Here is a 12,931-nt window from a genome sequence, read left to right as displayed (position 1 = left end):
GTGCTGCGGGGGACCGCCGGGCGGGGTCAGGCCGATCAGGCGATGGTCACGCCTTTCCACACCGCGGCGCCGGCGGTCGCATCGGTGCAGAACCAGATCTTGGCGCCGACGGAATCGAGCCAGTACGAGCCGACGCCGTAGCCGGCCGCGCTGTCGTCGGTGGCGGTGGGCGCCGCGGTCGCGGTGAGGTTGTGCTTGGGTCCGAATTCCACGCCCGTGCCAGCGCCGTTGACCTGCAGCAGCTTTCCCGCCGCCCCGGCATAGGAGGCCGGCGTGTCGGTCAGCGCCAGCAGGGTCGGGTTCGCCGCATCGGCGGTTTCGACCACTTCGATGGCGAACTGCAGCTCATTGGCTGCGCCCGTCCGCGTCGCCGAGGCGTAGGGCTGCAGCTCGAAGTAGTCGCCGGCGGTGACGGCGACGACCGCGGATCCGAAACTGTAGTCGGCGTCGGTGTAGCCGGAGGCTGCCTTGAAATCGCCCTGGCCGACGAAGGCGGCGCCGTTCTTGTAGATGCGCGCCCCGTGATTGGCGCTGCCGCCGGTCCAGCGCAGCCGCGCCCAAAGCCGGACCTTGGTCACCCCCGCCGGCACGGTAAGACGGGTGGGCAGTGCCCCGCTCCAGAACCCGTCCGTATCGTAGGTCGCGTCGGTGAAGGGCACCGATGTCGGCGTGGTGGTGATGGAGAGCGTAGTGGCCCGCCGCACCAGCGCGCCTTTGAACGGCAGCATCACACGCGAGAGAATGCCTGTGCCCAGCGGCCGCCAGGCGGAGCCGTCGAATTGCAGCAGGTCGCCGTTCAGGAACGGCCCGACCACGTCGGCGAGATCGCCGAGCGCGGCAGCGCCGCCCACCCCATAGCAGTTCGTCCCGTTCCCCTGGATCAGCACGATGGCGCCGTTGCCCACCGTGACCGTGGCGCCGGTGGCGTAGCCCACGGTGATGTCGAGCGCGCCGCCAGTGCTGTTCTGGATGGCAATGCGTCGCGCCTTGCTCGGCAGGGTCACCTTGCGCACGCCAGTGTTGCTGCCGGTCAGGGTGACGAGGCCGGCGCGCAGCGCCTGGGCGTCGGTGAGCGTGATGTTGGTGTCGCCCATGGCGATGGAGATCGCCGCATTAGCGCTGGCGTCGAGCGCCTCGAAGGCGGCGTTGGCGGTCACCTCCTTCTGGTTCTGGGCTGCTTGGATGAAGGGAATGCCGAGGTTGGTGGTGCCGCTCATGGGCTGCTCCTCACAGGGTGGCCTCGGCGGGCAGGCCGCGGCCGACCAGGGCGCTGATCTGGTGGAGGCGGACAAAGGCCTCGGCCTGGGCGGCGCCGAAGTCGGTGGTCTGGTTCGCCGCCGAGTAGGTCGCGGTGGGCGCGGTAACGGCGATGGTCCGCACCACCGCCTGCGTGTAAGTGGCGGCGGCGATGTCGGGCCCGCCAACGGTGGCGTAGAATGCGAGCTCGGGAATGTTCCACCAGGAGCCGCCGTTCAGCGCGGTCACCGCGATGCGCAGACGGGCATAGGTCGCGGGGGCGGCGAGGCTGTATTTGCGCAGCTCGTTGACGGCCCAGCCGGTGATGCCGCTTCGGGTGTCGAGGAGCTCCCAGGCGGTGCCGTTCCACCCCTCGACGGTCCAGGCGTTGGGGCTTTCGGAGGTGGCCCCGGCGGCGCCGCGCAACCCGTACTGGCGGACGGTCTGCGGGGTGGCGAAGGTGACCTCGGCGGTGCGCGGCGAAGGCGAGGCGCCGATAATGGTCCAGGTGGATGGATTGCCATCGAAGATCACCGAGGCGGTGCCGCCTGATGCCGCGTAGGTCCTGGTGACCGCCGGCGGCCCGTTCAGCACATCGACCTCGTAGGCCTCCGAGGCTTCCGACAGCGGCACGGTGCCGGTGCCGTCGAGCCACTCGCCGCCCAGCCGCGTGCGACGGATCCAGGCGATGGTCAGGTTCTGCGAGCCGTCGCGGCTGCCGGTGACCTGGCAGGGGGCGTAGGGGCGCTCCGCCCGCCCCCGGCCAGATTTCGTCACCGTGCTGGCTGCGGTCTCCACCGTCTCGAACACGGTCACGGCGCGGTGGTGCCGCGTGGCAACTGCCTCGCTGGCCTGCGCCTGGAATTGGAAGCGGGTCGCATCCAGCAGCACGAAGCTGTCGCCGGCGGCGCGGGAGGCGATCAGGTCCTCGGTGCCCCGCCGACCCCGCAGCAGGCCAGTCAGCCGATAGCGCCCCGCCCCGAGGTCGGTGGCATCGCGGAACTGGATGATCTCGGCCCGCCCGTCCGGGCCGACCAGCGCGGCGCGGTTGGCGCCGTTCAGCACCTCGAGCTCGGTGGCGCTGTCGAGCTCGCCATCGGCCAGCTGCACCTCCATCGCGCTGGCCTCGTCCCAAATCCAGGGCGAGACGGACACGGCGGGGCCTACCTGCACGCTGCCCCAGGTCACCGGGGTGGTGATGGCGCCCAGGGCATCCCAGCTGGCCTGGTCGGGGCTGCGGTGCACCACCACGCCGCGGAACCGCTGGCCGTCATAGGCGCCGACCAGGGCGTATTCCCGCAGCCCGGCCTGGCCGAAATCGTCGCTGTCATCGACCAGGGCGAGGTCGGGCAGCAGCAGCCGGGCGAAGTAGGGCGCCGGCATGCCGGGCTCGGCCCAGCCGGCGCCGCCCTCCGCCGGTGCGGTCAGGGCGTAGCTGGCGGCGTCCTCGGTCACCGCCTCCAGCCGCGTCACCCAGTTCGCCCCCAGCTGCGTGGAGAGGACGCGGCAGCGGATGGCAGCGCCGTCGCGGGTGGTGAGCGTCACCGGGTCGGTCGGCACCAGCCGGGCGTGTTTCGGGCCGACCGCACAGGACAGGCGCGTGCGCTCGCGCCAACTGCCGGTGATCAGCCGCCTTGCCACCGCCTTGGCCTCGCCGGCGGTCAGCGGGATCGGCAGGTCGATCGCCGCGGAGGCGTTGGCGCCGACCGTCGCGGTGGGACTGACCGGCCGCCGCCAGGACTGGGCGTTCTGCTCGAACCCCCGCTCGACATCGAGAAAGCGCACGGTCAGCTCGCGCGGCAGGTCGGCATCCTGCGCCCGCTGCTCCTGCAGCACCGAGGCGTCGGGATCCTCGCGAACCATCTCCGCGTAGGGGATGGTGGCAACGACGGGCCCGCCGCGCTTGCGGAACAGCAGCACGTCGTCCTGCTCGACCGCGTCGAACTGGAAGGCGCCCGCCAGAGGGGTGATGGCGTCGCGCGCCGAGGTGGGCCGCGGCAGGATATAGCCGCGCAAGGCGTCGGTGAGCGCGGCGGTGTTAGTGTCGCCGGTGGCGAGGCCGGCGCGCTGGCACAGCGCGGCGACCACCTGCCCCACCGTCAGCGTGTTGGCTGCGGCGCGGGAGAGGTAGCGCTTGGCGATCTCGCGCACGCCGGAGCCGGCGGAGACCTGGCCGAGCACGGCCTGCTGTTCGTCGAGCCAGAACAGCGTCTTGAAGTTGGCGCCGGCCTGGTTGACCAGCACGTCGCCCGAGCCGGTCTGGATCAGGAAGTTGCCGCCGAGGCCCCAGGTGGCGCCGAGCACGCGGGTGATCTGGCCGCGCCCGTCGTGAAAGGCCGGCAGGACGTGGTCGATGATTTTCCACACCACGCCGCTACCGGGCGACCACTTGATGGTGGAGAACCGCCCCCAGCCGCTGAGCGGCCCGCCGGTGCCGGACAGCGTGATGACCAGCGTGTCGTCGCTGGCGTCCCAGAAGGCCGCCTGCAGCAGCGGCCGGACGGCGAGCGGGTCGATCTCCGCCTGAACATCAATCGAGGTGTAGTCGTCGCGAAAGATCCCCATGGCGGCGCCGCCGCCGAGGCTCGCCGCGCCGGAATAGTAACGGAAACGGGCGACATCGATGCGGAACGGCGTAGCGAGTTCCGAGGCGCGCAGGAACCAGAGCTCGACGCCACCATCGTCGCGGGTGCGCCCGGGGACCAGGATCACCGGGAAGGTCAGCGGGCTGATGCCGAGACCGATCGGCACGGGCGGGGGTTCGAAGGCGACGTCGCCGGCGCCCCAGACATATTCCATGCGGTCGGCGTCGATCGTCAGGGTCGAGGAGTAGGATCCCTGCACGATGACGAAGCTGCGCGGGCGCGCGCCGAGCCGCGGCACCGACAGGCTGGTGATGGCCATCGGGTTGACCAGGCGGGTGCCGGTGTCACCGAAGCCGAAGCCATCGCCGAGCGGGTTCCCGAAGACGCCCACCCCGCGCATGGCGTCGGGGTCGATCTTGAACAGCGGCACGCGGTTGGCCGAGCCGCCGGTGATGTAAAGGAAGCCATCGACGCCGAGATGCATCAGCCCGGTGCCGGTGCTGTCCGGGCCCGGGACGGTGCCGAAGGGAAACAACGGGGAGAGGATGCGGTCGAGCGTGTGCTCGCCGAGCGTCTGCATCGTCACCAGGTCGTAGACCCGGATCATCTCGTTGACGCCGCCGCCCGAGGTCGAGGTGCGGACGCGGCCCTCGTAGATCCGGCCGCGGCGGTAATCGACCGCGACGTTGCAGGCCCAGTTGCCGATGTAGGTGCGCCCCGAGGGTGAGGACGGCCAGAGCGGCACGGCGGGCGGGATGGTCACCACCTGCGGAAAGCTGCGGGCGGCATCGCCGGCCAGTTCGACGGTGACGTTCGGCATGCGGTTGCCGAAGCGCTCCAGCGGCACCTCCTCGAAGACGAGGTACGCCAGGCCGCGATGCGCCGGCGCCTCGTTCGCACCCAGGGTGGCGGCGAGCAGCGGGTCGGGCAGCTGCGTCTCGCTGCCGGAGTGAAAGCGCCAGACCAAGCCGGGGATCTGCACCACCTCGCTGGATCCGGTGGTGTCGTAGACCAGCTGGGCATCGAGCCAGATGCGCAGCACCTGCGGGTTGGTGGGTGGGATCAGCCATTCACACAGGCCGACCGCCCAGGAGAGGTAGTAGCTGTAGGTCGTGGTCTTGGCGCCGCCGCCGCCCTTGCCCTGGCGGCGGGTGGTGGCGCGCTCGCGCAGGTCGGTTTTCCAGATGACGTTGCCGGCCAGTTTGATCCGGCCGACCGCGAGCGGGATTGGCAGACCATAGCCGGAGGTCTGGACGGTGAGGTCGTTGAGCCGCGGACCCTGAGTATCCTGGCCCTTGGGCGGGAAGAGCAACGCGCCGGCAGCGCCGCCAAGCGCCCAGCCGATCGAGGCACCGAGCGGGTTGAAGCCCGAGACCACGAAGCCGATGGCCGCGCCGGCACCGGCGACGGCAAGCTGGGCCATAGCTCAGGTCTCCAGGGCCGGCAGGCGGAAGGCGCCGAGCAGGGCGGCGCGCAGTTCGGCGTCCACCGGCTGCTCGACCACCTGGCGACGCGGCGCATAGGCGTGCAGGCAGGCGGACACGCCCCAGGCCGGGTGGTCGGAGGCGATGCCGACATGGCCGCCGTACAGCCCCATGCGGAACAGCAGCACGTCGCCCGGCGATGCCTCCGCCACCCGCGGGGCATGCCCCAGGATCCCCTCCAGCAGACGGGTGCCCTGCGGCTCGCGGGCGTAGGGCGCGGGATCGGGCAAGTCCCATCCCACATCGCGCGCGGCCAGCAGCACCAGGCCGATGCAGTCGAGGCCGGTGCGGGTGCGGCCAAGATGGCGCCAGGGCACGCCGACGTAAGTGCGCGCGGCGGCAACGAAGGCATCTGCGGTCACGCCGGCGTCTCCAGCACCGCCAACGCGCCGGGGATGAAGGGCTCACCGCGGAAGTTGAGGTAGTTGCCGAACACCGCCTGGCAGGTCGCCTTGCGCTTGTCGCAGCCGGGCTGAATGCGCAGCACGTCGCCGACCGTCGGCGCGAAGGGCGGCGGCGCGAAGAGCGACAGCACGCGGCCAGCCTGGTTCCACGCCAGCACCTCGCGCGCGACACCCGCGTTGGCGCCGGACTGCCAGACGGCGACACCGCCCTCGAAATAGCCGTTGGCGAAGCCAGCGATGGCGGCGGACATCACCAGCGTCACGCTGTCGGTCACCGCCTCGATGATCGCCTGCTGCGTCCAGCCGGCGCCGAAGGTCAGGTCGACCTTGCAGCGAGCGTCGCCGAGGTCGGCGCGGCATTCCGGCTGGTAGATGGCGCCGATGGTCTGCTGCAGCGGCTGGGCGAGGCCGCGCAGCTCGGCGCGGAAGCTGCCGTTATCCTGCGCGATGACCTCGCCCAGCCGGCCGCGGCGGAGTTTCAGCTCGCCGTCGCTGAGGCTCGCCCAGTTGACCGCAAAGATCCGCACCTCGGCGTGATCCCACAACCCGGCACGCAGTTCGGCGGGATCGATGGCGCTGCTGTCGAGCAGGCCGAGCAGCTCGGTCTCGTCCACCGCGAGCTCGGCACCCGCCGAGATGGCGGCGCGCTGATAGCCGAGGGCACAGGCATAGGTTTCGCCACCGTAGACGAGGTCACGGTCGTGGTCGGTGAAGGTGAACACCGCGCCGTCGCGGCGCACGACGCGCCAGAGGGTGGCGAGCGTGGTCGCCTCGCCGGCGAGGTGCGTCGCGAGCGCAGCGGAGACGGATTTCATTCGCGGATCTCCACCACGGGGATGTCGGACCACTCGCCGATCTGGAACGCGGTCAGGCGCAGCGGCAGCGTGTCGGTGTCGAAGCGCGCCGGGACGTCGAATTCGCAGGCCGCCTCGATCGCCTGGCCGGTGGTGCCGGCGAGCGCGCTGCCGAGGGTGATGACGCCGGTGGCGAGGTTGACCTGGAACTGCGTCGCACCCGTGCCGAGGCTGCGTTCCACCCCATCGACCCAACAGCGCACCGTGCCGGCGACGGGGCGGGTGATGGTCCGCGTCACCGAGGTCGGGCCCGAGGTGTAGGTGCGCAGAATCTGCCAGGTAGCATCACCGCCACCGGTGGTGCCGATGACCTGGCGGTCGAGCTGATAGTCCGACCAGTCCTTGAACCGGAAGGCGTGCAGCCGGCCCGCCCGCGCCCGAAAGAAGGCGATCAGGACGGCGAGGTCGTTGTCGTCCTGCAGCCCGGTGGCGACGTTCCACCGGCCGCGGCCGGCGGACCAGTTGCCCTGGCGCTGCTCATGACCGCCGGAGGAGACGATCACCGAGGTGGAGAATTCGGGCCCGCCCTCCGCCCCCTCGGCGATGCGGTCGGGGAAGCGGACGTCGTGGAAGGCCATGGCTCACCGATGGCGGTTGCTGCGCGCGACGGAGCGCGAGAGCTCGGCCAGCAACTGGCCGCGGCTCTGCCGGAAGGAGCCGGCGTCGGGCGTCTGGATCGTCACGTTCTGGATGATCGGACGTGGCCGATCGGCGACGGCGGCGCCGACCGCGGCCTGCTGCCGGCGGGTCAGCACCCGCTCGCCCAGTTCCAGGATGGCGGGGAACTCGGTGCGGGTGAGGAAGCCGCCGCCCTGATGGAAGCGTGGTGCGCCGTGGAACAGGGTGAGTGGCACCACGCGGTGCTGGCGCACCGGCTCGCCGACCACGCCGCCCTCGTGCAGCAGCGGTGCGGCGGCGGTGACCAGGCCGGCGGCGCCTTCCAGGCCCTTGGCAAGGCCGACGCCGGCGATCTCACCACCACCGCCGCCCAATCCGATCAGGTTCAGCAGGCCGCCGAGGCCGCCACCACCTCCCGACGCTCCGCCGAACGCGGACGAAGCCAGACGTCCCAACGCATCCTCCAGCGGCTTGAGCAGCAGGGCGCGGGTGCCGAGGTCGAGCAGGGCGCGTTCCATGTCGCGCAGCACGTCGCTGGCGCGGCGGCCCTCGAAGGCGATGGCGCGGAAGCCGCTGACCAGCACGCCGGCGGTCTCGCGGCCGTATCCCTCGATCTCCTTGAGCACGCGGACATCGTCCTGCGCGCGCGCGATATCGACGGCATTGGCGACGTACTGCCGGCCGGTGTCCGTCTCGGAGGATCCCGGCGAGCGGCGCTCCAACTCGGCGCGAGCGCGGATGGCGGCGATCGCCTCCGCCCTGTCCCGCTCCCCGAGGCCGATGGTGCCTGCCTCGGCGCGGATCAGCTCGATCTGCCGCCGCTGCTCCTCCAGCGAGGCCGCGGTGATGCGGTCGGCCTGGGCGCGCGCCAGGCGCAGGTAGCGCCCGGTCAGCTCGGCGACTGCCGCCGCCTCCTGCTCGGTGCCGGCGAGCCCGGCGCGGCGGACATCCTCCAGCGCCTTGGCCCGCGCCTCGGCCTCCTGCATCGCGCCCGCGCCGCGACCCATCGCCTCATTGAGTCGGCCCTCCGCCTCGATCTGGCGGTCGACGTTGGCGGTGAGGTCGCGATACTGCCCGGCGGCGCGGGCGAGGACCGCCTCGCGCACAGCGGCGCGCTCCTCGACCGTGGGGTCGCGGCCCTGGGCGCGGGAAGCCTCCTCCAGCCCCTGCATGGCCTGGGCGAGTTCGCGCGCTGCCCCCTCGCTGGTCCCCGCTATCCTCGCCGCCTCGCGCTGGCCGCGGATGAACTGCTCAATCGGCCGCTCGGTGCCGGTGATGCGGGCGCGGATCTGCTCGATGGCATCGCCGAACTCGCGGTACTCGGCGCTATCCGGCGCGGCCTGGCGCTGCGCGCGCTGGAAGCGTTCCAGATCCCGCGTCAGCTCCGCGACGTCACCGGTCGGCGTGCCGCGGCGGCGGACCTCGGACAGCGCGCTGTCGTAGAAGCGCTGCTCCGGCGTCGGCGTGGGTGGGCCGGTTACCGATGCGGGCTGCGGGTTGGCGGCGGCCCCAGCAGCCGGCACAGGCGGCGCCGTCGGTGCCGGCGTGACCGGCTGCACGGGTCCTGTGATGCCCGAACCCGCGTATCCCGACCGAATGCCGCGGACATAGCGCGCGGTCTCGTTCGGCAGTTCCGCCTGGCCGCCGAGGACGCGGTCGACCCGGCCCGGGCCGGCGTTGTAGTCGGCGAGTGCGAGGGCGACGTCGCCGCGGGTCTGAAGGCGCTCCCTGAGGTAGAGCGCGCCGGCCAGCATATTGGCGCGGGGATCATCGATGCCGCCCTGGATACCGTAGCGCCGGGCCAGTTCCTCGAAGGTGCCGGGCATGACCTGCATTGGGCCGCGGGCGCCGGCCGTGCTGATGCGCCAGCTGCCGTCAGGATTGCGGATGCCCTCAGCGCGCTGCACCCGCTCCAGCAGGGCGCGGTCAACACCGGAGACGCGGGCGGCCTCCTCCAGCAGGCCAGCGATGTCGGCCGCTGGCCCCGGCCTGGTGCTCTGCGCGCCCGAGGCCGTGGAGCCCAGCATCTGCTGCAGCCGCAGCCCGAGGGCGACCGGCGCCCCACCGGGCAGCGCCTGCAGCACGGCAAGGCCGCCCTGCTCGACCAGGAAACGCGAGTTCCGCTCCGACCGCGCCAGCCACTCGATGAACGGACCGCCGGCCCGCGTCAGCCCGTCGGTGATGCGGTTCCACAGGCCTGCGAGCGATTTCTCGACGTTGTTGATCGCCCGCTCGAAGGCGGTGCCGCCATTGGTGGCGCCCTGCACCACGCTGGTCAGGCGCGCGATCACCTGCGCCGCGGCGCCGCTGGCATCACCGGCACGGACCATGAGCTCGATGTGGCGGCGGAACTGCTCGTCGAAGCCGCGCACGCCTTGCTCGGCGAGTTCGCGCGCTACCTCCTCCGGGCGGCGCAGCGCACGCGCCACCCGCTCGGCCGCAGCCGAGAGGTCCTTGTCCAGCGTGCGCGAGAGATCGAGCGCGAGCGCGACGTAGCGCTCAAGGTTCTCGCGGTCCTCCGGCCGCACGACCTGGGCGATACGGGCCTGCGCAGTCCGTACTTCCGAGCGGCCCGCGCCCGGTGTCAGCAGGCTCTGCTCGCGGGCACGGCGCTCCAGGTTGCGAGCGAGGGTCTCATAGTCGGCGGCATAGCCACGCAGCTCATTGCGCAGCCGGGCGACGCGGCGCTCGGTGCCCTCATAGGCGGCGAAGGTGCCGACCAGCGCCCCGCCGACGGCGAGCACGCCGACCCGCACGGGGGTGAACAGCCCGCCGATGGCGCGGAAGGTGTTCCCCACCCCACCCATGGCCTGGGTGATCTGGCCGCCCTGCTGCGTCAGCACCTGGAAGGCACTGGCCCCGCCGAGCAGCGAGGTGATGACGTCGTTGATCTGCGGTGCCAGTTGCTGCGCCTGCCGCGCCGTTACGCCAAAGGCGTTGGCAGTCTGGTTCGCTGCGGCGGTCGCCGCCTGGTGGCGCTGCTGCAGTGGCACCAGCAGCCGGGCATGGTCGTCGAGGCTGATCAGGCCGAGTTTCAGCGCACGGTCGAGCTTGGCCTCGGCATCGACCAGTTCGACGGTCGCCTTGATCGCGGGATTGGTGCGCTGGGCCAGCTGCGCCACCTGGCGCGCGGTCTGGTCCATGCCACGGGTGATGCGTTCCTGGGAGCCGGCGACCTTGTCGCCCGAGGCACGGAGCCGATCATTGGCGCCCTCGACCTGGCGAGCGCCGGCGACATAGCCGGAGGCGTCAAGCGAGGAGCGGATGATCGACAGCAGCTCGACGCCGCCCATGGCCCCACTCATGGATCGTCGTCCTCCAGATCGGCATCACCGGGGCAGTTCGCAGCCAGGCGCTCGGCTTCGACCGCGCGGCGCTCGCCGTCGAGCGCCAGCACGGCGACGATCTCGGCCGGGTGCAGCGGCACGCGCATGGTGCGGCACCAGGCCTCCACGTCGCGGTGCTGGATCGGCTGGGGGATGCCGCTCTCGGAATGCAGGCGCTGCGCGTCCAGTTCGCCGAAGGCGCGCCAGACCGCCTCCGATCCCGATGGGCGCAGCGGGCCGACGAGCCCCGCCGGCATCCTCCCGCTCTGCCGCTGCGCAGACAGCAGGTGTTGGCGGCGCGTGCCGCCGCCCTTGAGGCGCTGGCTCAGCCAGAATTGGTGGCGGCCATGGGCGCGGAGGGCGTCGAGCCAGCCAAAGGGAAGAAGTTCCCGCTGACGTTGAGGAAGGCGATCGCCGCATTGCGCAGCCAGCGCAGCCCGGTGGCGTTGAAGGCGCCGGCGGCGAGATCGAAGCTGCAGGGCGCGGCGATGGCGCGGCCGTCGAGGCCGACGAGGTGCCAGGCCTTGGTCAGCCGGGCCAGCATCTGGCCCATATCCTCCCATTCCTCCTCGGCGGTGAACTCTCGGCCGAGCTTGCGCTGCGCGTTGTCACGCGCGAGGCGATGCGCCTGGGCCTGCTCGCTCTCCCAGGAATAGAGCTCGATCCAGCCCTGCTCGCCGGCCTCGTCGGTGAGCGGCGCGCGCGTCACCGGGTGGATGAGCATGAGCTTGGCGCTACGGTCGGTCGGCAGCGCCAGGGTGTCGAAGATAGCGGGCATCGTGGACTCCTGAAGTTCAAGATTGATCTGATGGAGACGCGCTGGCAGATCAGCGCAGCGACGAGTGCGCGACCTTTGCGTGCTGAAGGAGAGGATCGAGATGCCACGCGATGCTCGAACGCCGCAGCCGCGAATCCCCTATGCGCTCCGCAGCGGCACGCAGTATGTCCAGGGGCATCACGCGGCACGCTCCGAGACCGATACTTGGACGTGGAAGCGCGTCGAGACGCTGCTGCGTCTGCGCTTGGGGACAGCCCGCGGCGACGAATGGGAATGGGGCGTCATCGATGGGCTGGCCGACACGCTGATCAGCCGCGGCGGCACGCTGGACATCGAAAAGAAGCTCGGCTGGCGCAGGTAGCGAGCGTCGAACTGCGGCTCACACCGCGGCCGTATCCGTGCAGCGCAGCGTAGTCCCGGTCATGCCGGCCGCGCTGCCGAGGTATTCCAGCGCCTGGAACGGCACGTTCATGGTCTGCGAGCCCTCGCCCTGCACGTTCTCCTCGTCGCCGTTCAGCTTGAGCCGCGGCAGGTGGAAGGCCACCGCATCGGCCGTGGCGCCGCCGGCGGTCAGCATGAACAGCAGCTCAACCTCGAGTTCCTCCTCGAAGGCGGCGCTGATCGCGTCGGTGTCGTCGACCAAGGCCGTGAAGTCGCCGGTCACGTCGGCGGTGCCGAGCAGCACATCCGGCGGAAAAGCCTGACCGAGCACCGCCGGGGCGTCCGCCGCCATCGCGAGGTTGAGGTTCAACCCGGTGACAGTGCCGACCGTGCTGCCAGCGATGCGCAGGATGCCGTTGAGGCTGTTGCACACCTCGGTGGTCGTGGCTGCCGCCGGCGAGGTGAAGTAGGGCGCCGCCGCGCCGGTTAGCGTGCGCCGGTTCCGCCCCATGACATTGAGGCCGAAGGTGCTGTTCCCCTCCGCCGGCACGGCCAGGCGATAGCCGGTGACACGCAGCTCCGTGTAGAGCCGAGCGCGGTCAAGATCCTCGTGGTGGCGCTCGATCGCCAGCTTGCGGCGGACATGGCCCGAGGCCGGGATGATCGACGACTTCCCCGGCGTGGTCAGCGTGAAGCTGGTGTCCGCCGCCATGGTGGTCGGCGCCGGGAAGACGCTGACCTCGCGGTTGGAGGTCCCCCCGAAGTCCGTGACCAGGAAGCGCACGCCGTTGTTGCCGGTCGCGGACAGGCCCGCAAACTGGATGATCGCCCCCTTTCGCAGGCCGAGCGCCACCGGGTCACCCCCGCCGAAAGTGAACTTCGAGGTGGTGCTGTCGGCGGCGACGCTGGTGAGCTGCACTTCGGTCAGGCCGGAGGGCAGGATCGGCGCCGCGGTGTCGCGATGCGCCGCCTCGATGAAGTCGAAGTAGCTGCCGGGCGAGAACTCGCCATCCAGCGGCCCCTCGACCCGGCGCGAGGTGTGCCGGGAACTGCGCACCTGCCGCGAGGGCAGGATCTCGGCCGAGCGGGTGGCGTTCTTGCGCAAGTTCAGCCCGGCGCTGACGCGGCGGAGGATACGGCCGCCGGTCGATCCCGGCGCGGTGGCGATGTCCGCCTCCGCATTCGTGACCATGGTACCGTCCGCGTAGAATTTGTACGCGAAGCGTGCCGCGCTGCCTTCGGCGAGGGGCATGGATGCTCTCCGA

The 12,931-nt window shown here is 71.3% G+C and carries 10 protein-coding genes; 1 reads left to right on the top strand and 9 read right to left on the bottom strand.

The genetic code is table 11. From position 1 onward, the window contains the following. Positions 1-35: 35 nt before the first annotated feature. The 8 genes from GXW74_RS03125 to GXW74_RS03090 are packed head-to-tail and all read right to left on the bottom strand — an operon-like array spanning position 36 to position 11,285. Positions 36-1,217, bottom strand: a complete 1,182-nt coding sequence (locus tag GXW74_RS03125) for a hypothetical protein (protein WP_211844822.1) — start codon at positions 1,215-1,217, stop codon at positions 36-38. A 10-nt stretch (positions 1,218-1,227) separates the two neighbouring features. Further along, positions 1,228-5,244: a phage tail protein gene (locus GXW74_RS03120; RefSeq protein ID WP_211844821.1), complete on the bottom strand. Its 4,017-nt coding sequence runs from the start codon at positions 5,242-5,244 to the stop codon at positions 1,228-1,230. Positions 5,245-5,247: 3 nt separating this feature from the next. After that, positions 5,248-5,667, bottom strand: a complete 420-nt coding sequence (locus tag GXW74_RS03115; protein WP_211844820.1) for a C40 family peptidase — start codon at positions 5,665-5,667, stop codon at positions 5,248-5,250. Beyond that, a complete protein-coding gene (locus tag GXW74_RS03110; protein WP_211844819.1) occupies positions 5,664-6,524 on the bottom strand; it encodes a DUF2163 domain-containing protein in 861 nt (286 codons plus the stop codon). The genes GXW74_RS03115 and GXW74_RS03110 overlap by 4 nt, the downstream gene beginning before the upstream one ends. Then, complete coding sequence (locus GXW74_RS03105; RefSeq protein WP_211844818.1) at positions 6,521-7,141, bottom strand: DUF2460 domain-containing protein; 621 nt, start codon at positions 7,139-7,141, stop codon at positions 6,521-6,523. The genes GXW74_RS03110 and GXW74_RS03105 overlap by 4 nt, the downstream gene beginning before the upstream one ends. Before the next feature lie 3 nt (positions 7,142-7,144). Further along, positions 7,145-10,486: a phage tail length tape measure family protein gene (locus GXW74_RS28320; protein ID WP_211844817.1), complete on the bottom strand. Its 3,342-nt coding sequence runs from the start codon at positions 10,484-10,486 to the stop codon at positions 7,145-7,147. After that, positions 10,483-10,791, bottom strand: coding sequence for a phage tail assembly chaperone (locus GXW74_RS03095; RefSeq protein ID WP_456306960.1), 309 nt, complete (start codon positions 10,789-10,791; stop codon positions 10,483-10,485). The genes GXW74_RS28320 and GXW74_RS03095 overlap by 4 nt, the downstream gene beginning before the upstream one ends. A gap of 41 nt (positions 10,792-10,832) precedes the next feature. Continuing rightward, positions 10,833-11,285, bottom strand: coding sequence for a hypothetical protein (locus GXW74_RS03090; protein WP_211844815.1), 453 nt, complete (start codon positions 11,283-11,285; stop codon positions 10,833-10,835). Between the two features lie 100 nt (positions 11,286-11,385). Between GXW74_RS03090 and GXW74_RS03085 the strand changes: the two genes are divergently transcribed. Next, a complete protein-coding gene (locus GXW74_RS03085; protein WP_211844814.1) occupies positions 11,386-11,646 on the top strand; it encodes a hypothetical protein in 261 nt (86 codons plus the stop codon). An 18-nt stretch (positions 11,647-11,664) separates the two neighbouring features. Here the strand turns inward: GXW74_RS03085 and GXW74_RS03080 are convergent, their stop codons facing one another. Continuing rightward, complete coding sequence (locus GXW74_RS03080; RefSeq protein ID WP_211844813.1) at positions 11,665-12,918, bottom strand: phage tail tube protein; 1,254 nt, start codon at positions 12,916-12,918, stop codon at positions 11,665-11,667. Positions 12,919-12,931 lie beyond the last annotated feature (13 nt).

This window comes from Neoroseomonas eburnea, assembly GCF_018129005.1.
Classification (GTDB): Bacteria; Pseudomonadota; Alphaproteobacteria; order Acetobacterales; family Acetobacteraceae; genus Neoroseomonas; species Neoroseomonas eburnea.
The sequence above is the reverse complement of the archived record's forward strand: the minus strand, read 5'-3'. Positions and strand labels throughout refer to the sequence as shown.